The sequence below is a fragment of the Paenarthrobacter sp. NPDC018779 genome, from assembly GCF_044391085.1.
Classification (GTDB): domain Bacteria; phylum Actinomycetota; class Actinomycetes; order Actinomycetales; family Micrococcaceae; genus Arthrobacter.
Genome location: NZ_JBIRZS010000002.1, coordinates 324,826 through 348,459, shown reverse-complemented (window position 1 = coordinate 348,459; position 23,634 = coordinate 324,826). Strand labels below are relative to the sequence as shown.

The window sequence follows — 23,634 nt, the reverse complement described above, 5'->3', positions numbered from 1 at the left end:
TCTTTACTTTTCTTCCAGTCCCAGTTCTGCTGCAACGGTGACGACGTCGTTCGGTACCTTGACCGGCTGGACATCGCTGCCGTCCTCGGTACGGAGGGCCCACTGGGGGTCCTTGAGGCCGTGGCCGGTCACCGTGATGACGATCGTCTTGCCCGAGGGCACCTCGCCTGCGGCGTGCTTCTTGATCAAGCCTGCGACGCCTGCTGCGGAGCCGGGCTCCACGAAGACGCCTTCCTTGGACGAAAGCCAGCGATGGGCGGCCAGGATTTCCTCGTCGGTCACTGCTTCAATGAGGCCACCGGACTCGTCCCGGGCTGCCTCGGCAGTCTCCCACGAAGCCGGGTTGCCGATGCGGATGGCCGTGGCAATGGTGTCCGGTTCCGTAATGGGGTGGCCGGCAACAAACGGCGCAGCCCCGGCAGCCTGGAAGCCCCACATGATGGGGGTCTTGGTGGAAACCGCAGGCAGCGTGCCATTCGCGGTCTCGAAGGGAGCTGAGTACTCCTTGTAGCCCTTCCAGTACGCGCTGATGTTTCCGGCGTTGCCAACCGGCAGCACGTGGATGTCCGGGGCGTCGCCCAGGGAGTCCACTACCTCGAACGCACCCGTTTTCTGGCCCTGGATACGGGCCGGGTTCACGGAGTTCACCAGGAACACAGGGTAGGACTCGCCAAGCTTGCGGGCGATGTCCAGGCAGTTGTCGAAGTTGCCGTCCACCTGCAGCAGCGTGGCACCGTGGGCGATGGCCTGGCTCAGCTTGCCCATGGAGATCTTGCCTTCGGGCACCAGCACGGCGCACTTGAGGCCGGCAGCCGTGGCGTAGGCAGCCGCGGAAGCGGACGTGTTGCCGGTGGAAGCGCAAACAACTGCTTTGGCTCCGGCCTCCACTGCGGCCGTCATTGCCATGGTCATGCCGCGGTCCTTGAAGGAACCGGTCGGGTTCATGCCTTCGACCTTGAGGTACACCTGGGAGCCCGTCAGCTCAGAAAGCTTCTGTGCGTGGACAAGAGGAGTGCCGCCCTCGCCGAGGGTGATGACCTTCGTGGCTTCCGTTACAGGCAAACGATCAGCGTATTCGCGGATTACTCCGCGCCATTGGTGAGCCACTTAGACCCCTTCTACCCGCAGTACGGATGTCACAGAATTGATGACGTCAAGGCCCTTCACGGCCTCGACGGTTGCTGCGAGTGCAGCTTCGGATGCACGGTGCGTCACGATCTTCAGCTCAGCCGACTCAACCTTGGATGCGGAATCCCGGTGGATCGTCTGGCGCATGATTTCGATGGAGACACCGTTCTCCGCGAAAATGTGGGCGATGCGCGCCAGGACACCGGCTTGGTCGGCGACGTCCAGGCCAATGTAGTAGCTGGTGTTCGAGGCATCCACCGGGAGGGCCGGAACATGGCCCGTGGTGGTTTCGGTACGGCCCGGCCCACCAAGTACCAACCGGCGGGCGGCGGAGACGAGGTCGCCCAGGACGGCAGACGCCGTGGGGGTTCCGCCTGCGCCCTGGCCGTAGAACATCAGCTCGCCGGCGTTCTCGGCCTCGATGAAGACGGCGTTGAACGCTCCGCGGACTGCAGCGAGCGGGTGCTCGCGCGGCAACAGGGTGGGGTGGACGCGGACGGAGATGCCGCTGCCATTGTCCGAGGCTTCGATCTTCTCCGCGATGGCCAGGAGCTTGATGACGAAGCCGGCTTCCTTGGCAGATGCGATGTCCTCGGCGCTGACCTTGGTGATGCCTTCGCAGTAGACGTCGTCCAGGGAGAAGCGGGTATGGAAGGACAGGGACGCCAGGATTGCGGCCTTGGCAGCGGCGTCGTGGCCCTCGACGTCGGCGGTGGGATCGGCCTCCGCGTAGCCAAGGCGCTGGGCCTCGGCCAGGGCGTCGCTGAACTGGGCACCCGTGCTGTCCATCTGGTCCAGGATAAAGTTGGTGGTGCCATTGACGATGCCCAGCACGCGCGTGATGCGGTCGCCGGACAGGCTGTCGCGGATGGGCCGCAGGATGGGGATGGCCCCGGCTACTGCGGCTTCGTAGGACAACTGCACGCCGGCCTTGTCCGCCTCTTCGTAGAGCGTGGGGCCGTCCTGCGCCAGGAGGGCCTTGTTGCCGGTGACAACGCAGGCGCCGTTCTGGATGGCCGTGAGGATCAGCGAACGGGCAGGCTCAATGCCACCCATGAGCTCGATCACGAGGTCGGCGTCCTTGACCAGGGTCTCGGCGTCCGTGGTGAAGAGTTCGCGGGGCAGTTCCACGTCGCGGGGCGCGTCGATGGTGCGCACGGCAATGCCGGACAGTTCCAGGCGGGCGCCACTGCGGGCGGCAAGGGCGTCGGCGTCGTCAATCAGAATCCGCGCGACCTGGGCCCCAACGTTGCCACAGCCCAGCAGGGCCACCTTCAGGTTTCGCACTTCAGACATTCGCCACTCCCATGTCGCGGTTCAAGAGATCTTCTTCGGTTTCCCCGCGGACAATGAGCCTGGCGGCTCCGTCGCGCACAGCGACAACGCCGGGCCGGGCCAGGTAGTTGTAGTTGCTGGAGAGTGCCCAGCAATAGGCGCCGGTACCCGGTACTGCGAGCAAATCACCGGCTGCCACATCCGCGGGCAGATATACATCTCTAACAACTATGTCGCCGCTCTCGCAATGTTTGCCCACTACGCGGGACAGCTGCGGAGCCGCTTCGGAGCCGCGGGAAGCCAAAACGGCCGAATAATCCGCGTCGTAAAGCACCGGACGGGCGTTGTCGCTCATGCCGCCGTCCACCGACACATAGCGGCGGGGATACGTAACGTTCTCCTGGCCTTCTTGCCCCGTTTCGGCATCCACACGGACCGTCTTGAGGGTTCCCACCTCGTACAGCGTGAAGGTAGTGCTACCTACGATCGCCCGGCCGGGTTCGATGGAAATGCGGGGTGATGCGATGCCCAGTTCCGCGCACGTGGAACGTACGACGGCGGCCATCGCCTCCGCGATTTCTGCTGCGGGGCGGGGGGTGTCCACCGGCGTGTAGGCGATTCCGTAACCGCCGCCGAGATCGAGCTCAGGCATGACGATGGCGTACTTGGACTGCATGGCCGCCTGGAAAGCAAGGAGTTTCCTGGCCGCGAGGGCGAAGCCATCGGGCTCGAAGATCTGGGATCCAATGTGGCAGTGCAGGCCCAGCAGTTCAATGCTTGCGTACGAGGTTGCTGCTGCCACGGCCTCCTCGGCTGCGGACAGGCCCGCTTCCTCCGTTGAATCCCCGGCCATGGACAACCCGAATTTCTGGTCCTCATGGGCCGTGGCAATGAATTCGTGGGTGTGGGCGTGCACTCCGGGCGTCAGGCGGAGCATGACCTTGGCGGTTTCGCCGCGGCTGGACGCGATTTTGGCGACGCGTTCCAGCTCATCGAGGCTGTCCACCACAATGCGGCCAAGCTTCATGTCCAGGGCCCTGTTGATTTCGGCATCGGACTTGTTGTTTCCGTGCAGGCTCAGGTTGCCGCCCGGCACCCCGGCACGCGCCGCGACAGCCAGCTCGCCGCCCGAGCAGGTGTCCAGGCGCAGGCCTTCGTCGGTAACCCAGCTGGCCACCGAGGTGCACAGGAAGGACTTTCCGGCGTAGTAGACGTCCACTCCCCCGCAAATGTCGGCGAAGGCGGCGTCAAAGGCGTCCTTGAAGGCGCGTGCCCGGGAACGGAAGTCCGTCTCGCTCATGACGAAGAGCGGCGTGCCGAACTGCGCCTTGAGCTCACTGACGGACAGGCCATCGATGGTGACCTCGCCAGCGTCATTCCGTTCCACCCCGGCAGCCCACATGGGTTCCTGCAAGGCGTCGAGGTTTTCCGGTACTGCCAGCCACCCGGGGGCGAGCGGGGAAGAATTTTCAGTCATGGTTCCCTACATCCGTTCCGGCGCCGAAACGCCCAGCAGTTCGAGTCCGTTGGCCAGAACCTGGCTGGTGGCGTCATTGAGCCACAACCGTGTGCGGTTGACGTCCTGGACAGGTTCATCGCCCTGCGGCGACACACGGCAAGCGTCATACCAACGGTGGTAAGCGCCGGCAATGACCTCAAGGTGGCGTGCCACGCGGTGCGGTTCGCGCAGCTCGGCAGCCTTGGCAACGATCGAGGGATAGCTGCCCAGGTAGGACAAAAGCTCGTTCTCGGTGGCATGGTCCAGCAGGGCGGCGTCGAAGACCGAACGGTCCACCCCGGCGTCGGCGGCGTTGCGGGCCGTGCCGCGCGAGCGGGCGTGGGCGTACTGGACATAGAACACTGGGTTCTCGTTGCTGTTCTTCTTGAGCAGCTCGGGGTCCAGCGTCAGCGGCGAGTCGGCGGGGAAGCGTGCCAGCGAGTAGCGCACGGCATCCTTGCCCAGCCAGGAAATGAGGTCCTTCAATTCGATGATGTTGCCGGCCCGCTTGGACAGTTTGGCACCGTTAACGGAAACCAGCTGACCAATGAGGACCTCAATGTTCACCTCGGGATCGTCGCCCGCACAGGCCGCGATGGCCTTGAGGCGGTTGATGTAGCCGTGGTGATCGGCGCCGAGGAGGTAGATCTTCTCGATGAAGCCGCGGTCCTTCTTCGAAAGGTAGTAGGCAGCATCGGCGGCGAAGTACGTCGGTTCACCGTTGGCACGGATCATGACCCGGTCCTTGTCGTCACCGAAATCGGTGGTGCGCAGCCACACCGCACCGCCGTCGTCGAACACGTGGCCCTGCTCCCGAAGGCGGGCCACAGCGGCCTCGATCGCGCCGGCGTCGTGCAGTTCCTTCTCCGAGAAGAAGACGTCGAAGTCCACGCCGAAATCGCCCAGCGTGTTCTTGATGTCCACCATCTGGGCCTCGTAGGCCGCAGCGCGGATCACCGGCAGCGCAGCTTGGTCCGTCAATTCACGGATGTCCGGGTGGGCCTTCAGGACTTCGTCACCCAGTTCCATGATGTATTCACCCGGATAGCCACCCTCGGGCACACCACGGCCATGCAACCGGGACAGGACAGAGTTGGCGAAGACGTTCATCTGCGAACCGGCGTCGTTGATGTAGTACTCGGCTGTGACGTCTGCGCCGGAAGCACGCAGCACGCGTGCGATCGCGTCACCCAGGGCAGCCCAGCGCGTGTGCCCGATGTGCAGCGGGCCGGTGGGGTTGGCGGACACGAATTCCATGTTGATGATGTGGCCGGCGAGCGCCTGGTTGGTTCCGTAGGACGGGCCGGCCTCCACAATCACCTTGGCGAGCGCCCCGGCAGCTGCGGCATCCACCGTGATGTTAAGGAAGCCGGGACCTGCGATTTCCACGCCGGTCACTCCGGGTATTTCCTGCAGGCGGTTGCTAAGGATTCCGGCGAATTCCCGCGGATTGGTGCCTGCCTGCTTGGCCAGTTGCAGGGCGATGTTGGTGGCCCAGTCTCCGTGATCCCTGTTCTTGGGTCGTTCCACTCGGACGTCGTTGGGAAGGGCAGATTCCGCCAGGGCAATTTCACCGGCAGCTACGGCGTCCTTAAGGCAAGTGGATATGGCAGTGGAGAGTTCTTCGGGAGTCACGCATCTAGCCTACCGGGGGCCCGCAAAGTCGCGGAATTTGGACGGCCGTATGTGGGTAACGTGCCCACAGCCGGGACACAGGAAAGGACGCCTGCCGGCACAGGGTGAACCATTACGCTGAATCCGACGTTGTTGAAGACGTAAGAGGTGGCCATGAAGTCATCAACGATAAAACCGAACCCAGACCCATCCCAGCAGTTGAATCTTGTCCAGACGAATCTTGTCCAGTTGAAACGAGCAGAACCATGACTACGCCACTCCGCAAGACCCTCTACGCCGGCTTCGCAGGCCTTTCCATTATTGGTACGGCTGCAGCGTGCGCGCCCAGTACGCAGGCCCCCTCGCAGACACCGGCCAGCCAGAACGGCGGCCAGGAATCCACCACCAGCCCCAGCGCGTCGTCGGCTGCGTCCAGCGGCACCACCGGCTCCACCTATAAGGACGGCACGTACAGCGCCGACGGAACTTACACGTCGCCGAACGGCCAGGAAACCGTGGGCGTCGAACTGACCCTCGCCGGGGACAAGGTTTCGGCTGTCAACATCACCACGCACCCGTCCAACCCGAACACCAGGAAGTTCCAGGGCGAGTTCGCCAGCGGCATCGCCGCCCAGATCGTGGGCAAGGACATCGATGAGCTCAACGTATCCAAGGTGGCTGGCTCCTCGCTGACCTCGGGCGGCTTCAACGACGCCGTCCAGCAGATCAAGTCCCAGGCCAAGTAGCAGCCATGCCGCACCCGGGCTGGAGCACCTTCGGCTTTGCGGGCATCGGTACCCAGTGGGACGTTTCGACGCCGGAACAGCTCGCTCCGGAGGTACGGGAGGAACTGCTCGGCATGGTCGCTGACTACGACCATACGTATTCGCGGTTCAGGCCGGACTCCCTCGTCGCCGCTCTGGCCAAGGCACCCGGAACCATCATGCTGCCCCGGCATGCCGGGGCATTGCACCGGGTTTACGCCGATCTGTACCGGCTCAGCCGGGGCGCCATGACGCCCCTGGTGGGCAGCAGCCTGAACCGTTTGGGCTATGACGCGGCGTACACGCTGGTTCCCTCGGGAACGCCCGAGCCCGCGCCGCGTTGGGAGGACGTCCTCGACTGGGACGGCACCACCATCACGGCCAGGGAGGCAGTGGTGCTGGACATAGGCGCGGCCGGGAAGGGACAACTCGTGGATCTGCTGGGCGGCGTGCTGCGCGAGGCCGGCCACACGGATTTCCTGGTGGATGGCAGCGGGGACATGCTCCATTCCGGCAGCCAACCGGTGACCGTGGCGCTGGAACATCCTTACGACCCCAAGCAGGCCATCGGAACGGTCGAGCTGGACAATGCCGCATTGTGTGCCTCCGCCGCCAACAGGCGCGCGTGGGGCGATGGCCTGCACCACGTCCTGGATGCGACCACCGGGCAACCCATCCCAACCACGGTTGCCACCTGGACCATGGCGGAAAATGCCCTGGCGGCCGATGCCCTGGCGACGGCACTTTTCATGGTTGAACCGGAAACGTTGGAAACCGTGTTCGACTTTTCCTGGCTCCGGGTTTTTTCGAATGGTGCCGCCACATTATCTGGCGGCTTTGAGGGGAGACTGTTCTCATGATTGCCGTTAAGTCGCGACTGGATACGTGGCTGGGCCGCTTCACCATGTACCGACTGATCCTCTGGGTCCTGGGGATCCTGGTGGTGTACAGCCTGGTGCTGAATGTCCTGGGCTGGTTGACGTTCGGCATTCCCCAAATGCTGGTGCACCTGGCCTTGTGCCTGGGACTGACGTACGCCTCCAACCGCTTGTTGGCGCCACTGTTCCGCACCCGGCCGCATTCAGAATCCTCGCTCATCACCGGGCTGCTGCTCTACTTCCTGTTCTGGCCAACGTTCGGTGCCATGGACATGCTCGGGGTTGCCCTGGCCTGTGTCCTGGCCAGTGCGTCGAAGTATGCCTTGGCCTTCCGGGGCCGGCACATCTTCAACCCTGCTGCTGCCGGGGCCTTCATCACCGGCTTGACGGGGCTCAACATCGCAACGTGGTGGGCGGCCACTCCGGCCATGTTGTGGCTGCTGGTTCCGGGAGTGTTCGTGGTGCTCTACCGGACGCGGAAACTCCTGATGGCCTCGGTGTTCCTGGTGGTGGCCACGGGCATCATCTTCACTGAGCTGATCAACCGCGGCATGACAGCGGGCCAGGCCCTGTGGCAGCCGCTGGCACAACGCCCCTTGTTGTTCTTCGTGGGCTTCATGCTTTCAGAGCCGCTGACCCTGCCTCCGCGCCGGTGGCAGCAACTGGCGCTTGCCGCCGTCGTGGGCCTTGTTTTTGCTGTTCCGTACAACCTGGGCTTCGTCGCCAACTCCCCCGAACTGGCCCTGCTGGTGGGCAACGCGTTGGCGTTCTTCCTCGGCCAGCGCGGTGGCGTGGAACTGACGTTCAAGGACTCGCGGAAGCTTACGCCCGGAACCACGGAGTTCCGCTTCGAACCACGGCGGCCGGTACGTTTTGCGGCCGGGCAGTTCATGGAACTCAACCTCCCCCACTCGGGTTCGGACGGCAAAGGACGGCGCCGGGTGTTCAGCATCACCAGCGCCCCGGGAGCGCCGGAAGTGACCTTTGGAGTGGGAACTGCCGAACCGCTCTCCTCGGCGAAGAAATCGTTGCTTGCGTTGAAGCCGGGAGACCGGGTGGCCGGTACGGCCGTGGGCGGCGACTTCCTGCTGCCCCACGACGCCGGCAGGCCGGTCCTGCTGATAGCCGCCGGCATCGGGATCACGGCTTTCCTGTCCCACCTTGCGTCCGAGGCCTCCAGGGACGCTGTGGTGTTGTACCTGGCGAAGAGCCGGGACGAGCTGGCTGCCTGCGAACAACTGGAGGCCTCGGGTGCCCACGTGATTGCCCGGCTGGCGGACGGTTCCACGCCGCCTGAGTTCATGCACGACGCCGGCAGCTCAAGGATCGATGCGGCGCGCCTTGCCGAGCTGGTTCCGGACGTCAAGGACCGTGAGGTGTACGTCTCCGGGTCTCCGGCGAGCGTGGATTCACTCCGGGCAGCCGCACGCGGGGCAGGGGCACGGAAGGTGCATGTGGACTCCTTCGCCGGGTATTGAGACGTGCAGGCCTCCGCGTGTTTGCCGAGGTGGTGCCCGGTTTTCCTTTGCACCGCGTGGGCTGCTAAGCTCTAGGACGTCCCACCGGCAACGGAGGGAACCCCGGTTGCCCTCGTAGCTCAGGGGATAGAGCGTCTGCCTCCGGAGCAGAAGGCCGTAGGTTCGAATCCTATCGAGGGCACATTGAATACCCCGCCAGCCAAGCTGGCGGGGTATTTTCATGTCCGCACGAGGCATTCTGCCGGCCGCAGCACTGGCCCGGAAACGCAAGGCAGGGCTATCAGTTCGAGGCTTGCCGGAGGCCCACGGCCAAAATGTCGGCCCCCGATCCTAAGCTGGGCACAAGTTGCCCGTCAGACGTTTCCAGCCAAAGGGGTTGCCGTGTTTTGTTCGATCGTTCCGCCATACATGCTGCGTAAGCTTGCCGCCCGGAGTGAGCCGCGGCTCTGGGCCGTGGCAAGGGCTGCCAAGGAGTCCTTGCTGCACATCAAGGAACTGCAGGCCGTCCGCTCGGCTCCTGCACCGTCCGCACCGCCGAGCGCCCGGCAAGCCCAGCCGGGCCCACCCAAGCGGTCCATCTACGACGCCGACACCTCGGAGAATCTGCCCGGCAAACTGGTACGCAAGGAGGGCGCTGCTGCCACTGGCGATGTCGCGGCGGACGAAGCATATGACGGCCTGGGCAGCACCCACCGCCTCTACGCGGACATCTTCGGCCGCGATTCGATCGACGGCGCCGGCTTGCCGCTGGATGCCACCGTCCACTACGGCAATCTCTATGACAACGCGTTCTGGGACGGCCGGCAGATGGTCTTCGGGGACGGCGACGGTGAAGTGTTCCAACGGTTCACCAAATCGGTCAGCGTCATTGGCCACGAGCTCGCCCACGGTGTCACGCAGTTCACGGCCGGACTTGCCTACCGCAACCAGGCCGGCGCGCTCAACGAGTCCATGTCCGACGTCTTCGGCGTGCTGGTGGAGCAGTACCTGAAGCAGGAGACCACCGCGCAGGCGTCATGGCTGATCGGTGAAGGACTGTTCACCGAGAAGGTCCAGGGCGCTGCACTGCGGTCCATGAAAGCGCCCGGCACCGCTTATGACGACGACGTGTTGGGCAAGGACCCGCAGCCCGACTCCATGGACACCTACGTCCGCACCAGCGCTGACAACGGCGGCGTTCACATCAACTCCGGAATCCCCAACCGTGCCTTCTACCTGGTGGCAGCCGAGCTCGGCGGCAACGCCTGGGGCGCCCCGGGCCAGATCTGGTACGGAACGCTGACCAGCGGCTCCCTGCCTCCTGCCTGCACGTTCGGCAAGTTCGCCAGGACCACACTGTCCACGGCGGAGGAGCTCTTCGGTGCCGGCTCGGTAGAGCATGACGCCGTCCGGAAGGCGTGGGACACTGTGAAGGTGAAGGTTTAGGCCAGCCGGCGGGATTGCGCACTCCCTGCAGTCCCGCCCCGGACTGGCCGCCGCAGGCCAGTTAACGGGAAAGCAGCCGGACATGAAGATCACCGTCCAACGCAGCGGGGGCGTCGCCGCCATGACCCGCGTCTGGAGCGTCGAGGCCGTGTCCGCAGACCAAAAAGAGCGCTGGATGCCCATGGTGGAGGCCTGCCCCTGGGAGGAAGCCAAGAACCAGGCCCGCGCACTGAACGAACCCGACCGTTTCATGTACTCCATCCGGGCAGGGCAACGCCGGGCTACCCTGCCCGAGCGGGCCGTCACTGGACCGTGGCAGGACCTCGTGGAGTGCGCCAAGGCCGAAGGCGCCGAAACGCGTGGGCGCGTGGGCGGCCGCCGCTAGTCCCCCGCCGCCTCTGACAGCCGCTAGATTGCCTCGGCCAACTGCCCCCGGAAGGCCCTGCGGTAACTCTGGGGGCTCGTATCCAGCACTTTCGTGAAGTGGTGTCGCAACAGCACCGAATGCCCAAAGCCGGCCTCACGTGCAATCTCGTCGATGTTCAGTTCCGTGGTTTCCAGCAGTTCCTGTGCGCGGAGAACCCGCTGGGAGTTCAACCATGCGGCGGGTGTTGCGCCCGTTTCGGCGCGGAAGCGTCGGGCGAAGGTGCGCGGGGACATGTGGAGCCGGGCTGCAAGATCGTTCACGCTGTGCTCTTGGTCCAAATGCTCCACCATCCAGCGCAGGAGGGCCTCCATCGGCGCCGAACCGCAGGTTGGCATGGGCCGGTCGATGAATTGGGCCTGTCCGCCGTCGCGGTGCGGGGGAACCACCATGTCGCGCGCAATGGATGCGGCCACGTTGGCCCCCAACTCCACCCGCACCAGGTGCAGGCACGCGTCGATGCCGGCGGCGGTTCCGGCGCTGGTGATGATGTTTCCGTCCTGGACGTAGAGGACATTTTCGTCCACGATCACCCCGGGATACCGGCTGGCGAGGTCCTGGGAGTAATGCCAGTGGGTGGTGCAACGGCGCCCTTCCAGAAGCCCTGCCCGCGCCAAGGCATACGCTCCCGAGCAGATGGACATCACCCAGGCCCCGCGCTCATGGGCAGCGCGCAAAGCCGTGTAGACAGACTCCGGCACCTCCTGGTCCCGGCCAAAGGGCGCCATGATCACCAAGTCAGCGTCCGCTGTTGCCTCCAGGCCGAGATTGACGTGCAGGGAGAGCCCGGACTTCATGCGGACATCGCCGGGTTCGGGCGCACATACGCGGAAATCGAAGGCGGGAACACCGGCTCCCCTGTCCGATCTGTCGATGCCGAAAACCTCGAACGCAGTGCCGAACTCAAAGATGGAGAAGTTGGGAACCACTATCACGGCCACTGATGTCAACATCTCTCCATTATGGCAGAAAATTGTTCATTTGGGTCATTTCTGCCACTGTTTTCCCAGTGCCTGCAAGAGAAGGATGGAGGCATGGAAATCTTCGGAATTATCCTCTTCATCGTCCTCATCACCGCCGTTTCAGCCACCATCGCCGCCCTCCTGAAGGACGGCCGCGGACACAACCCGCCCATCTCCTCCAAGGAACCCTGGAGCGCCTTCGAGGCCCCCAGCAGCCCCTACTGGAACCCGCGGATCTACTGAGCCCGCCAGCCCGGAACACTGTCAAGGATCCACGCACGCCCCATCCATCCGGCGCCCGTTGGTTCACGGAGTTACTGCAGGACTCCATGAACCAACGGGCGTCCCTCTGCGCCTCCCCTGCCTGTGCGGCACACCGCCTGATGCCCGGCAGTAGACTGGCATCAACCATGACACTTCATATTTCCTACCCCGCCGAGCTCCCCGTCTCCGAGCGCCGCGAGGATTTGATGGCGGCCATCGCCGCGAACCAGGTGACCATCATCGCCGGCGAGACCGGCTCGGGGAAGACAACCCAGATTCCCAAGATGTGCCTGGAACTCGGATTGGGCGAGAAGGGACTGATCGGCCACACCCAGCCGCGGCGGCTCGCTGCCCGGACGGTAGCGGAGCGGATCGCTTCCGAGCTTGGCGTGGACATCGGTGCGGAAGTCGGTTTCCAGGTCCGCTTCACCGGCGAGGTCAGTGCGGCCACCAAGGTCAAGCTCATGACCGACGGCATCCTGCTGGCCGAAATCCAGCGGGACAAACTGCTGCGCAAATACAGCACCATCATTATTGACGAAGCCCACGAGCGCAGCCTTAATATCGACTTCATCCTCGGCTACCTGAAGCGGATCCTCCCCCAGCGCCCGGACTTGAAGGTCATTATCACCTCGGCCACCATTGACCCCGACCGCTTCGCCAGGCATTTCGGCACGGAGGACTCGCCGGCTCCGATCATCGAGGTCTCGGGCCGGACATATCCCGTGGAAATCCGCTACCGTCCGCTCTCGCAGCCAAGCGGTGACGACCATGACACCGACGACGAACTCGAAGAGGACCGGGATCCCTTGGACGCCGTCTGCGACGCCGTGGACGAGCTCGCCAAGGAGGCGCCCGGGGACATCCTTGTCTTCTTCTCCGGCGAGCGCGAGATCCGCGATGCCGCCGAGGCACTCAACAGCCGGATCCAGGGCAACCGCCGCCTGGCAGGCACGGAGGTCCTCCCGCTGTATGCACGCTTGAGCCTGCAGGAGCAGCACCGGGTGTTCAACCCGGGCGGCAAACGCCGCATCATCCTGGCCACCAATGTGGCGGAAACCTCCCTGACTGTTCCGGGCATCAAGTACGTGGTGGACACGGGAACAGCCCGCATTTCGCGGTATTCGCACCGGACCAAGGTCCAGCGGCTGCCGATCGAGCGGGTCTCGCAGGCCTCGGCCAACCAGCGCTCCGGACGCTGCGGACGCGTCTCCGAGGGCATCGCCATCCGGCTCTATTCGGAGGAAGACTTCGAGTCCCGCCCGCAATTCACCGACCCGGAAATCCTGCGGACCAACCTCGCAGCCGTCATCCTGCAAATGACTGCCATGGGCGTGGCCCGGGGTCCCAAGGACGTGGAAAACTTCCCGTTCGTGGAGCCGCCGGACTCGCGTGCCATTAACGACGGCGTCACCCTCCTCCGCGAACTCGGCGCCTTGAGCGCGCCCCGGCAACAAGACGGCCAGGATCAGCCGGCCACGGTCCGGGGCGGGCACCGCCGCGGCAGCCAGGGCCGCGGCGGCAGTGGACTGACCGCCGTCGGGCAGAAACTCGCCCAGCTGCCTGTGGACCCCCGGCTGGGCCGCATGATCGTGGAAGCCGGGAAGCGCGGTTGTGTCCGTGAGGTCATGATCCTTGCGGCGGCGCTGACCATCCAGGATCCCCGTGAGCGTCCCACGGACAAGCAGCAGCTCGCCTCGGAGAAGCATGCCCGCTTCCGCGATGAGAACTCCGACTTCACCGGATACCTCAATTTGTGGAACTACGTGCAGGAAAAACAGCGCGAGTTGTCCTCCACGCAGTTCCGCCGCCTATGCCGCACGGAGTTCATCAACTACCTCCGGATCAGGGAGTGGCAGGACCTTTTCACCCAGCTTCGGCAATTGGCCAAGCCACTGGGCATTACCTTGGACAACACCCGGGTAGCCGATCCCGTGGGGCACCACGACGGCATCCACATCAGCCTGCTGTCCGGCTTGTTGAGCCACATTGGCATCTACGACGAACGCAAGCGCGAGTACGCCGGCGCACGCGGCAGCCGTTTCGCGATCTTCCCCGGCTCGGCGTTGTTCAAGAAGTCTCCTGCGTTCGTCATGGCGGCGGAGCTGGTGGAGACCAGCCGGCTCTGGGCCCGCGTGGCTGCGAAGTTTGATCCGTTGTGGGCCGAGCAAGTGGCCCCGGACCTGGTCAAGCGCACTTACAGCGAACCGCACTGGTCGTCGCGCCAGGGTGCGGTGCTGGCGCACGAGAAAGTCACCCTGTATGGGGTGCCGATCATTCCCAACCGCCGCGTCAACTACGGCCGGATCGACCCCGAACTGTCGCGGGAGTTGTTCATCCGGCATGCCCTGGTGGAGGGTGAGTGGCGCACCCACCACAAGTTCTTCCACCGGAACCGCGCCCTCCTCCAGGAAGTCGAGGAACTGGAGACCCGGATGCGGCGCCGGGACATCCTGGTGGACGACCAAACGCTCTTCGAGTTCTACGATGCCCGTGTGGGCAAGGACGTGGTGTCCGAGCGGCACTTCGACAAGTGGTGGAAGGAAGCCCGCCAGTCCGACGCCACGTTGTTGGACTTCGATGAATCCTTCCTGATGTCCGAAGACGCCGATGACCTGGATGACTCGGCCTACCCCAAGGTCTGGGTGCACAAGGGATTCGAGCTTCCGCTGAGCTACGAGTTCCACCCGGTGGCGCCTGGTTCGGCACCTAATCCCTCGGATGGCGTCACGGCCGAAGTACCCGTGCTTTTCCTGAACCAAATGGAGGACGCTCCTTTCCGTTGGCAGATCCCGGGCCAGAGGGTGGACCTGGTCACCGCATTGATCAAGTCCTTGCCCAAGCAGGTCCGGAAGAACTTTGTTCCGGCCCCCGACGTCGCGCGCCAGGCAACCGCTGCCCTTGAAGCGGACTTCGACCCCGCCTCGGATGAGCTGGAAACCTCGCTCGAGCTGGTCCTGCGCCGGTTGAAGGGGCACATCATTCCGCCGGGCTCGTGGAACTGGGCGGCAGTTCCCCCGCACTTGCGGGTGAGTTTCAAAGTAGTGGACAGCCGCGGCAAGGTCCTGGGCGAAGGCAAGGACCTCGCCGGCCTCCAGGAAGCCCTGGCCCCGGCCACCCGTCGCGCCATCGCAGAGTCGCTCGGAGCGACGCCGGCCACCACCCGGGCCCCGAAGAACGGTCCGGCCCGCAGCGAAGGCAAGGGTTCCCAACCGGCGCCCGCGGCGTCAAACACGTCGGGCAACGGCGCTGTTGCCGAGCGCGACGGCATCACTTCCTGGGATTTCGGCCCGGTGGAACGCCAGGTTACCAGGACCGTCAAAGGCCATGCCGTCACGGGCTACCCTGCGTTGGTGGACGAAGGATCATCCGTTTCCCTGCGGGTATTCCAGACCCGGCAGGAGCAGGAAGCTGCCATGCGTGGCGGAGTAATCCGGCTCCTGGCCCTCCGCATTCCGTCGCCGGACCGCTATGTCCTGGAACACCTGAGCAACACGGAGAAGCTGACCTTCAGCCAGAATCCGCACGGCTCGGTCAATGCCCTGATCGCCGATTGCGCCCTGGCCGCCATCGACAAGCTGACGCCCAGGGACCTTCCTTGGGACAAGGAGGCGTTCGATGCGTTATACGAGGCGGTCCGTGCGGAACTGATCGATACCGTCTTCACGGTAACTGCCGTCGTCGAGCGCATCCTGGCCAGTACGCGCCGGATCCAGAAGCAACTGAAGGGCAGTGCCAGCCTCGCCCTGATCAGTGCCTTGAACGACATGAAGAGCCAGTTGGAGCAATTGGTCTTTCCCGGGTTTGTGGCACAGACGGGCTACGCCCAGTTGAGCCAAGTGCCACGCTACCTGCAGGCCATGGAAAAGCGGCTCGAAAAGCTGCCCGGCAACGTCCAACGCGATGGCCTCAACATGGCCGTGATCCAGGGCCTTGAAGACGATTACGACGACGCCGTCTCCGCGCTCCTGCCGGGACGCAGGATCGGGCCTGATTTAACCCGGGTGCGCTGGATGATCGAAGAACTCAGGGTGAGCCTCTTCGCGGTGGAGCTTGGCACGGCGTATTCCGTGTCCGAGAAGCGCATCCGGACCGTCCTTAACCAGGCCCTCGCACCCGCCTGATGGCCCTCCGGTGCCCGGCCGGGCTCCGGCCCAAAAAAAGAACCCGGTGGCGCTGAAAAAGCACCACCGGGTTAAGAGGTAAGGGATCAGTCCTCCGGAACCACGTCGCCGTGGCCGGCGGAGCGGAGCGCCGCGCGCAGTTTCACGGCTGTGGCGTCCATGATGGCCGGGTCAGGATTGTGGTCCACGTTATGCACCTCGAAGTCGGCCATCGAATAGGCCGGCCACACGTGGACGTGGAGGTGGTCCACTTCGAAGCCCTCCATGAGGACGCCAACCCGCTTGGCATCGAACACGTCTTCCTGTACCTTGCCGATCTTCTGGGCAACGTCCATGACCTTGCCCAGCAGTTCGGGGCTGGCATGGGTCCACGAATCCACCTCATCGCGTGGAACCACCAGGGTGTGTCCGGACGTGATGGGCGCGATGGTCAGGAACGCCACCACCTCCGGGTCCTTCCACACGAAACGGCCGGGAATCTCCCCGTTGATGATCCTGGTAAACAGCGTGCTCATGCGTCTGCCCTTTCCGAAGGTTCCTGGAGTGTCGAAGTGTCCAACACGAACCGGTATTTCACGTCGCCTGCCACCATGCGGTCGTAGGCCTGGTTCAGTTGATCGGCTCCGACGATTTCAATATCGCTCGCCACCGAATGCGCGGCGCAGAAGTCCAGCATTTCCTGGGTCTCCGCGATGCCGCCGATCAGGGACCCGGCATAGGCCAGGCGGCGCCGGATCAACAGCCCCGGGCTCACTGGCGGCATATCCTCCGCAGGCAGGCCCAGTTGGAACAACGCACCGTCCAGGCGGAGCGTCTTGAAGTACGGGTTGAGGTCGTGGGGTGCGGCGACGGTATCGATGATCACGTCGATGCTCCTGGTGGCGGCTTCCATTGCTTCGGAGTCGGTGGACAGCACCACGTGGTGGGCACCAAGCTCACGGGCAGCCGCGAACTTGTCAGCGGAAGTGGTGAAGACCGTAACATCGGCACCCATGGCCTTGGCGATCTTGACCGCCATGTGCCCCAGCCCGCCGAGTCCAACGACGCCCACTGCGTCGTCTTCCTCGACGTCGAAGTAGCGCAACGGCGAGTAGGTGGTGATTCCGGCGCACAGGAGCGGCGCTGCGGCCGCCGGGTCCAGCCCATCCGGAATACGCAGGACGAACCGGCGGTCCACCACCACCGAGGTGGAGTAACCGCCTTGGGTGACGGCGTCGCCGTTGCGGGGATCCTTGGCGCCGTACGTGCCAACGTTTCCCCGCTCGCAGTACTGTTCCAGGCCTTCAAGGCAACTGTCGCATTCGCGGCAGGAGTCCACCATGCAGCCGACGCCCACACGGTCGCCGGGCGCAAAATCCTGCACCGCGGAACCGACCCGGGTAATCCGTCCCACGATTTCGTGGCCTGGCACCAGGGGGTACGGCGGGATGCGCCACTCGCCCCTGGTGGCGTGGACATCGGAGTGGCAGAGCCCGCAGAATTCGATCGCGATCTCCACGTCGTCTTCCTTGGGCGCCCGCCGGGAAACGGTCAGCGGCACCAGGCCGCTTTCCGGCGACGTGGCACCATAGGCGGCCGCGAGCAGGGAACCGGCGAACGACGGCGATGCTTCAGGGGTGATTGTTTTTCCAAGGGGCGGGGGCACAGGGCGTCCGGGGGTCATGCTTTGACGCTACTCCCGGCGGCGCTGCTGGTGCCACTCGGCCCGGCGACGCCCTCCGCTTCGAAGGGTCGGTCACCCACCGCGACGGGATTCGCGTCGTTGTTCGACCATTGCGAAAACGATCCCGGGAACAACGCGGCCTCGAAGCCGGCGATTTCCAGGGCGGCGATCTGGTGGGCAGCCGTCACACCCGAACCGCAGTAGACAGCTACCTCGGATGACGCTCCCACGCCCAACTCCTCGAATCGCTCCCTGAGTTCCGCGGCGGGCAGGAACGTGCCGTCGGCGGTCACGTTGGCCGTGGTGGGCGCACTCACGGCACCCGGGATGTGTCCTGCCCGTGGGTCGATCGGTTCCACCTCGCCCCGGTACCGCTCCCCCGCACGGGCATCGAGCAGCAGGCGTTCACCGTGCCATTGGGCAGCTTCGCCCTCGCCGATCGTCGCCATTGCCCCGTCGCCCAAGGTGACTTGCCCGACGTCGGGAGTCACCTCGCCTGCCTCCACGCGGTTCCCTGCCGCACGCCAGGCGGCCAGGCCGCCGTCGAGCAGGTACACCGAGGCGACCCCTGCGTTTCGGAGCATCCACCAGACCCGGGCGGCCGCCATGCTGCCGCTGTTGTCGTAGGCGACCACGGTGTCACCGTCGTTGATGCCCCAACGCCGCGCGGCTTCCTGGAAGCGGGCCACGGAGGGCAACGGGTGCCTGCCCAGGGACGGTTGCGCATGGTCGGCGAGCTCGCTGGGAAGATCCACGAAAACCGCGCCCGGGATGTGCCCGGCCACGTATTCGCTGTGCCCGTCAGTCCGTCCCAGGACCCACCGCACGTCCAGGAGCACGGTACGCTCTCCCGCGTCGAGGCGGCGCTGCAACCCGGCTGCGTCAATCAGGATCGCCATGATTCTCCTTCGCTAAGCAGTTCCCTGCTGATGTCTGGTTCCAGCCTAGTCCGGCCCGCAGGGCGCAGCCGCCGGTAGGCTTGTCCGGTGAGCAATTCGTGCATTCAGGACAGGGCCTGGGCCCACGAGGCCATCCGCAAGATCGAGGCCGAAAACAACCGGTCGGCGGACACGCACCTCTACGCGGTTCCATTGCCCGAACACTGGGGCGTGGACCTTTACCTCAAGGACGAATCGACCCACCGCTCCGGCAGCCTCAAGCACCGCCTGGCGCGGTCCCTTTTCCTCTACGGCCTGGTCAACGGCTGGATCACCGAAGGCACCACCATCGTGGAAGCGTCCAGCGGCAGCACCGCCGTCTCCGAAGCCTATTTCGCCCGGCTCATCGGCTTGCCCTTCATCGCCGTCATGACCAAGAGCACCAGCGCCGAGAAGATCGCCCTGATCGAGGAGTTCGGCGGCGCCTGCCTGTTGGTTGACCATGCCTCGGAGGTCTACGCGGTTGCCGAACAGACCGCCCGGACGTCCGGCGGCTACTACATGGACCAGTTCACCTTCGCCGAACGGGCCACGGACTGGCGAGGCAACAACAACATCGCCGAATCGATCTTCGAGCAGCTTGCGCTGGAACGCCACCCGGTTCCGGAATGGATCGTGGTGGGCGCCGGCACCGGCGGAACCAGCGCCACCATTGGCCGCTACCTGCGCTACAACCGGCACAGCACCCGGCTGGCCGTGGTGGATCCGGAGAACTCAGCATTCTACCCGGCCTGGCGGGACGGAACGGCGGGAACCGCTACGGGCCTGCCCTCCCGCATCGAAGGCATCGGCCGCCCCAGGGCCGAGCCCAGCTTCGTCCCGGCGGTCATCGACCACATGATCCAAGTCCCGGACGCTGCCTCCGTTGCCGCCATGCGGCACCTGAAGAAACTCACCGGCCTGCACACGGGGCCGTCCACGGGCACCAATCTGTGGGGCGTCTGGCAGCTGGTTGCGGAGATGGTGGCCGAAGGCAGGGCGGGCAGCATCGTCTCGCTCATGTGCGACGCCGGTGACCGCTACGCGGGCAGTTATTACGACGCCGGATGGCTGGCCGGCAAGGGACTGGATCCGGCCCCGTTCGAAACCGTCCTTGACACGTTCCACGAGACCGGAGCCTGGAACAACGGGGACTAGACCTCGACGCTCTCGCGTGCAGCCAGTGATGCGTACGTGGTTCCGTACCGCGCTCCGATGCGCGTCACGTGGCCCTCGACCAGGCCGCGGCCAAGGTCGTTGAGCAAGGCATCGTGGACGGGGAAAGCCTTCGGCGCACGGACTGCGATCACGAAGTCCACCACTTCGCCCACCTTGGACCACGGCGCATGGATGGGCACCAGGAGTGTCTTGACGTCGATTCCGTCCGGTACCACGAAGGAATCACCAGGATGGAACACGTTGCCGTCCACGAGGTAGCCGATGTTGGAGACCACCGGAATCTGGGCGTGGATCAACGCGTGCTGGCCACCGAACGTCTTGATGTCGAATCCGGCCGCTTCGAAGGCCGAACCGGGATCGACGGCATGGATGCGGTCTGCCACGTTTCCGGCGGACGCATCCTCCGCGGCCTTCTTCACCGAGTTGGCCACCCCCGCCGGAGCATACAGCTCCAGTCCCCCATTGGCTTCCATGGCCTCAAGGACCGCAGGCTGGTCTATATGGTCCGCGTGCTCATGGGTGATAAGTACTGCCTGCGCACCGTCCAGGGCTTCCTTCGATTCGGAAAACGTCCCCGGATCAATGACCAGGACGTGGCTGTCCTTTTCCAGGCGGACACAGGCATGCGTGTACTTGGTGAGCTTCATGGTCACAGCCTATGGTCCGCCGCAAAGGGTTTCCAAGCAGCCCGGCTGGTAAAATTGGGACTCGCCAGCACCCCAGGAAACGGAGCCTTCCACAATGCCACACGGCACCCAGTCCGCCACGAGTGGTCCATCTGCGCCTGCTTCCGGCGGTGTCAAGGAGCAGCGCGTCACCAAGCAACGCCTGGCGGTCAGCGCTGCGTTGGATGAACTGGACGACTTCGTCAGCACGCAGGAGCTGTACCGCCTCCTGCAGAACAAAGGCGTCTCGGTTTCGTTGGCTACGGCCTACCGCATCCTGCAATCCCTCGCGGATGACGGCTTGATCGATGTCCTGCGCAACGGCGATGGCGAGGCCGTCTACCGGCGTTGCGCCGTCACCGGGCACCACCACCACCTCCTGTGCCGCAACTGCGGCAAAGCCGTGGAGGTCGAGGCGCCCGCCGTCGAAACCTGGGCCGCCCGTACGGCTGCCGAGCACGGTTTCACGGAAGTGGCCCACACCGTTGAGATTTTCGGGCTGTGCCCGGAGTGCACCGCCAGGAAGGCCGAAGGCAAGCTTTAGAGCGCCCTCGCCGGCTGGTCCCGGGACACGCGTCCGTTGAGTCCCCGCCTGGCCCGGACCCGGCCGATCACCCGGCACACCACGTAGATCAGGAAGGACAACGTGGTGACGTAGGGGCTGATGGGGATCCGGCTGCCGAGGGCCAGGAGAATTCCACCCACCGTGGCAGTGATGGCGAAAGCGACGCTCAGCAACACCACCAACCGCGGTGACGTCGTTACCCGGAGGGCCGCCGCCGCCGGAGTAATCAGGAGCGCGAGCACCAGGAGTGCGCCCACGATCTGGATGGACAATGCCACGCTCACGCCCAGGAGCACCATGAAGCCGATGGCGATCCCACGCACCGGCACGCCGCGTGCCTCGGCCATGTCCGGATCCACGCTCGCGAAACTCAAGGGCCGCCAGATGGCGGCCAGGGCAAGCATTACCACCACGGCCGTTCCGGCGAGGACCTGCAACTGGACGGTGTCCACGGACACGATCTGGCCGGTCAGCAAGCCGAACTTGTTGGCCGCGCGTCCTTCATAGAGGGCCAGGAAGAGGATCCCCAGGCCGAGCCCGAAGGGCATGATGACGCCGATGATCGAGTTCTTGTCCCGCGCCCTGACACCCATGAAGCCCAGGAGGACGGCCGCGGCCACGGAACCTATGAGCGAGCCGAAAATAATGTCGGCACCAATGAGCAGGGCAAAAGCGGCACCGGCAAAGGAGAGCTCGGAGATGCCATGCACGGCAAAGGCAAGGTCCCGTTTCATCACGAAGGTGCCTACCAGCCCGCCCAGCAGGCCCAGGACGGCGCCCGCCCAGATGGAGTTCTGCACCAGGACCAGCAACTCGCCGTAGTTCTCGAAATTGAAGATCGTCTGCAGGACGCTTCCCCAGTCCATCAGAACTCCTCCCCGGAAGCCGCGTGGGCATCGTCATGGAAGTGCGTGGTGGCGTCGGGAAGACCCACGACGACGATCCTTCCGTTGGCGTGGATAACCTCCACATGGCTGTTGTAGAGATCCGAGAGGACTTCGGTGGTCATCACTTCCTGCGGGGTCCCCACCCGGAACCGGCCGCCGGCGAGGTAGAGCACGCGGTCCACGTAGTCGATGACAGGGTTGATTTCATGCGTCACGAACACCACTGCGCTGTTGCGGGAATGGCATTGCTCGTTGATGAGCGAACTGACGGCCTGCTGGTGGTGGAGGTCCAATGACAGCAGGGGCTCGTCGCAGAGCAGGACCTGCGGTTCGGTGGCCAAGGACTGGGCAACCCGGAGCCTCTGCTGTTCGCCGCCGGACAATTGGCCCACCGGAACCTTTGCGTAATCCGCGGCGCCCACCAGCTCAAGCAGTTCATCCACGCGCTTGTTGACGGCGCGCGAAGCCAGCCTGAGGCCCCAACGGTGTCCGTCGATCCCCAGGCCCACAAGGTCCCTGGCGCGAAGGGGCGTATCCGGTGCGAACGACTTCTGCTGCGGAATATAGCCGATGCGCCTGCTCCCGCGTTCCACCGGGTGGCCACCAAGGGCCACGGTTCCGGAGTGCAGTTCCTGGAGCCCCAGGAGGACCTTGAGGAAGCTGGTCTTGCCGCTGCCGTTGGGCCCGAGCACCGCGAAGAATTCCCCCGGATGGATGTCGAGGTCAAGGTCTTGCCAGAGTGTCCTCTTGCCGAACTTCAGGCTCGCTCCGCGGAGGCTCACTACCGGTGTCAAAAGGTGTCCTCGATCCGTGCACGGCGCCAGGCCGTGGTAGTTGGGTGCCGCGATGGTCCGCGGGGTAGGTGATGGCAAGCGTGGGCCCCGCAGCCATCCTGATTATCTTAGGACGCTTGCGGTGCCCTCCGCGGCAACGCGGCGCTGGTTGTCGGGGCCTACTGCTTGGCCAGTGCCCCTGAGATGGCATCGACATTGCCGGCCATCCACTGAACATAGTCCTTGCCCTCAGGCAGCGTCTCAGTGAAGTTCACTACCGGCACGCCGGCAGCCTCCGCCGCCTTCTTGACGGCCTCGGTCTGCGGCCCCTCGGTCTGCTCGTTGTACGCCAGCAGCCTGACGCCAGAGACAAGGTCGGTGGTTTCCTTCAGGACGGAGGCGGGGACATCCGTGCCCTCCTCGACGGCGGCGCTGTACGCTTCCGGCGTCTTGTTCACCAGTCCGGCGGCCTCAAGGAGGTAGAGGGGAACCGGTTCGGTGATGGCCACGGGCGCGTCCTGGTTGCTTGCCTTGAGGGCTTGGAGCTTTCCGGTCAGTTCCGCCAGCTTGCCTTTAAAGGAATCCGCGTTGCTCTTGAACGTGGCCGCCGATCCGCTGTCCAGCGTCCCAAGCTTTGCTGCCACGGCATCCGCCAGCTTGCCCATGGACTCCAGGCTGTACCAGACGTGCTCGTTGAACTCCCCGTGGCTGTGGCTGTGGCCGTGGGCATCATCGGAGTGTGCCTCCTCGCTGTGGCCGGCCTCCTCTGGAGCCAGCCCGGACACCTCTACAGCGCTGATCATGTTGTCGTGGCCAATGTTGGTGTCGTCGGCGATCTTGTGGAGGAAGTCGTCGTAGCCTCCCCCGTTCTCCACCACAAGCCTGGCCTTGGAGATCACCAGTTTGTCCTGGGCGTTTGCCTCGTAGGAATGGGGGTCCTGGCTGGTCTTGGTGATGATGGCATTGACGTTCACCTTGTCCCCGCCGATCACCTTGACGATGTCGCCGTAGACATTGGTGGAGGTCACCACCTCGATCGCTCCGGACGACGACGGCGAACCCGCCCCGGCGTTGCCGGCGCAGGAGGACAGGGACAGGGCAGCAGCAGCGGCCACTGCGACCATGGACAGGCGGGCGGCGTTACGACGCAC

General features: G+C 64.7%; 21 protein-coding genes and 1 tRNA gene. 10 read left to right on the top strand and 12 right to left on the bottom strand.

From position 1 onward, the window contains the following. Positions 1 to 3: 3 nt before the first annotated feature. The 4 genes from thrC to argS are packed head-to-tail and all read right to left on the bottom strand — an operon-like array spanning position 4 to position 5,536. Positions 4 to 1,107: a threonine synthase gene (thrC, locus tag ACH488_RS03915; RefSeq protein ID WP_397322390.1), complete on the bottom strand. Its 1,104-nt coding sequence runs from the start codon at positions 1,105 to 1,107 to the stop codon at positions 4 to 6. Further along, positions 1,108 to 2,424 carry a homoserine dehydrogenase gene (locus ACH488_RS03910; RefSeq protein WP_397322389.1) on the bottom strand — a complete coding sequence of 439 codons (1,317 nt, stop codon included), beginning with the start codon at positions 2,422 to 2,424 and terminating at the stop codon, positions 1,108 to 1,110. Further along, on the bottom strand, positions 2,417 to 3,880 hold the full coding sequence (lysA, locus tag ACH488_RS03905; RefSeq protein ID WP_397322388.1) for a diaminopimelate decarboxylase: 1,464 nt from the start codon (positions 3,878 to 3,880) through the stop codon (positions 2,417 to 2,419). Before lysA ends, ACH488_RS03910 begins: the two co-directional genes overlap by 8 nt. Positions 3,881 to 3,886: 6 nt before the next feature. After that, positions 3,887 to 5,536, bottom strand: a complete 1,650-nt coding sequence (gene argS, locus ACH488_RS03900) for an arginine--tRNA ligase (protein WP_397322387.1) — start codon at positions 5,534 to 5,536, stop codon at positions 3,887 to 3,889. Between the two features lie 245 nt (positions 5,537 to 5,781). Here argS and ACH488_RS03895 point away from each other — a divergent pair, with 245 nt between their 5' ends. The 6 genes from ACH488_RS03895 to ACH488_RS03870 all read left to right on the top strand — a co-directional run bounded on the left by ACH488_RS03895 (position 5,782) and on the right by ACH488_RS03870 (position 10,445). Continuing rightward, on the top strand, positions 5,782 to 6,261 hold the full coding sequence (locus tag ACH488_RS03895) for a hypothetical protein (protein WP_397322386.1): 480 nt from the start codon (positions 5,782 to 5,784) through the stop codon (positions 6,259 to 6,261). 5 nt (positions 6,262 to 6,266) lie between these two features. Then, positions 6,267 to 7,139, top strand: coding sequence for an FAD:protein FMN transferase (locus tag ACH488_RS03890; protein ID WP_397322385.1), 873 nt, complete (start codon positions 6,267 to 6,269; stop codon positions 7,137 to 7,139). Continuing rightward, the gene (locus ACH488_RS03885; RefSeq protein ID WP_397322383.1) at positions 7,136 to 8,635 is read left to right on the top strand and encodes an FAD-dependent oxidoreductase; all 1,500 of its coding nucleotides are present in this window, start codon (positions 7,136 to 7,138) and stop codon (positions 8,633 to 8,635) included. Before ACH488_RS03890 ends, ACH488_RS03885 begins: the two co-directional genes overlap by 4 nt. 108 nt (positions 8,636 to 8,743) lie before the next feature. Then, a tRNA-Arg gene (locus ACH488_RS03880) sits at positions 8,744 to 8,816 on the top strand. A 227-nt stretch (positions 8,817 to 9,043) separates the two neighbouring features. Further along, positions 9,044 to 10,060, top strand: a complete 1,017-nt coding sequence (locus tag ACH488_RS03875) for a M4 family metallopeptidase (RefSeq protein WP_397322382.1) — start codon at positions 9,044 to 9,046, stop codon at positions 10,058 to 10,060. 82 nt (positions 10,061 to 10,142) lie between these two features. Beyond that, a complete protein-coding gene (locus ACH488_RS03870) occupies positions 10,143 to 10,445 on the top strand; it encodes a protealysin inhibitor emfourin (RefSeq protein ID WP_397322380.1) in 303 nt (100 codons plus the stop codon). Positions 10,446 to 10,468: 23 nt separating this feature from the next. Here the strand turns inward: ACH488_RS03870 and ACH488_RS03865 are convergent, their stop codons facing one another. After that, on the bottom strand, positions 10,469 to 11,437 hold the full coding sequence (locus tag ACH488_RS03865; protein ID WP_397322379.1) for a GlxA family transcriptional regulator: 969 nt from the start codon (positions 11,435 to 11,437) through the stop codon (positions 10,469 to 10,471). Positions 11,438 to 11,518: 81 nt separating this feature from the next. On the opposite strand from ACH488_RS03865, the gene ACH488_RS03860 reads away from it, so the two are divergent. After that, the gene (locus ACH488_RS03860; protein ID WP_397322377.1) at positions 11,519 to 11,689 is read left to right on the top strand and encodes a hypothetical protein; all 171 of its coding nucleotides are present in this window, start codon (positions 11,519 to 11,521) and stop codon (positions 11,687 to 11,689) included. Positions 11,690 to 11,856: 167 nt separating this feature from the next. Next, the gene (hrpA, locus tag ACH488_RS03855) at positions 11,857 to 15,834 is read left to right on the top strand and encodes an ATP-dependent RNA helicase HrpA (RefSeq protein WP_397322376.1); all 3,978 of its coding nucleotides are present in this window, start codon (positions 11,857 to 11,859) and stop codon (positions 15,832 to 15,834) included. A gap of 86 nt (positions 15,835 to 15,920) precedes the next feature. Here hrpA and ACH488_RS03850 read toward each other — a convergent pair whose 3' ends face one another. The 3 genes from ACH488_RS03850 to ACH488_RS03840 are packed head-to-tail and all read right to left on the bottom strand — an operon-like array spanning position 15,921 to position 18,396. Next, complete coding sequence (locus ACH488_RS03850) at positions 15,921 to 16,349, bottom strand: HIT family protein (protein ID WP_397322375.1); 429 nt, start codon at positions 16,347 to 16,349, stop codon at positions 15,921 to 15,923. Beyond that, the gene (locus tag ACH488_RS03845; protein WP_397322373.1) at positions 16,346 to 17,497 is read right to left on the bottom strand and encodes an NAD(P)-dependent alcohol dehydrogenase; all 1,152 of its coding nucleotides are present in this window, start codon (positions 17,495 to 17,497) and stop codon (positions 16,346 to 16,348) included. Before ACH488_RS03845 ends, ACH488_RS03850 begins: the two co-directional genes overlap by 4 nt. Beyond that, a complete protein-coding gene (locus tag ACH488_RS03840) occupies positions 17,494 to 18,396 on the bottom strand; it encodes a sulfurtransferase (RefSeq protein WP_397322371.1) in 903 nt (300 codons plus the stop codon). The genes ACH488_RS03845 and ACH488_RS03840 overlap by 4 nt, the downstream gene beginning before the upstream one ends. An 87-nt stretch (positions 18,397 to 18,483) precedes the next feature. Between ACH488_RS03840 and ACH488_RS03835 the strand changes: the two genes are divergently transcribed. After that, positions 18,484 to 19,572 carry a PLP-dependent cysteine synthase family protein gene (locus ACH488_RS03835; RefSeq protein WP_397322370.1) on the top strand — a complete coding sequence of 363 codons (1,089 nt, stop codon included), beginning with the start codon at positions 18,484 to 18,486 and terminating at the stop codon, positions 19,570 to 19,572. Here the strand turns inward: ACH488_RS03835 and ACH488_RS03830 are convergent. Then, on the bottom strand, positions 19,569 to 20,240 hold the full coding sequence (locus ACH488_RS03830; RefSeq protein WP_397322369.1) for an MBL fold metallo-hydrolase: 672 nt from the start codon (positions 20,238 to 20,240) through the stop codon (positions 19,569 to 19,571). The two genes, ACH488_RS03835 and ACH488_RS03830, sit on opposite strands and share 4 nt — an antisense overlap. A gap of 94 nt (positions 20,241 to 20,334) precedes the next feature. Here ACH488_RS03830 and ACH488_RS03825 point away from each other — a divergent pair, with 94 nt between their 5' ends. Next, positions 20,335 to 20,802 carry a Fur family transcriptional regulator gene (locus ACH488_RS03825; protein WP_397322367.1) on the top strand — a complete coding sequence of 156 codons (468 nt, stop codon included), beginning with the start codon at positions 20,335 to 20,337 and terminating at the stop codon, positions 20,800 to 20,802. On the opposite strand, the gene ACH488_RS03820 is transcribed toward ACH488_RS03825, so the two are convergent. From ACH488_RS03820 to ACH488_RS03810, 3 genes are all read right to left on the bottom strand, one after another. Further along, entirely contained in the window at positions 20,799 to 21,689 is an 891-nt protein-coding gene (locus ACH488_RS03820; RefSeq protein WP_397322366.1) for a metal ABC transporter permease, read from the bottom strand. The genes ACH488_RS03825 and ACH488_RS03820 overlap by 4 nt on opposite strands. Beyond that, positions 21,689 to 22,492, bottom strand: a complete 804-nt coding sequence (locus ACH488_RS03815) for a metal ABC transporter ATP-binding protein (RefSeq protein ID WP_397322364.1) — start codon at positions 22,490 to 22,492, stop codon at positions 21,689 to 21,691. Before ACH488_RS03815 ends, ACH488_RS03820 begins: the two co-directional genes overlap by 1 nt. A gap of 170 nt (positions 22,493 to 22,662) precedes the next feature. Continuing rightward, complete coding sequence (locus tag ACH488_RS03810) at positions 22,663 to 23,634, bottom strand: metal ABC transporter solute-binding protein, Zn/Mn family (RefSeq protein ID WP_397322363.1); 972 nt, start codon at positions 23,632 to 23,634, stop codon at positions 22,663 to 22,665.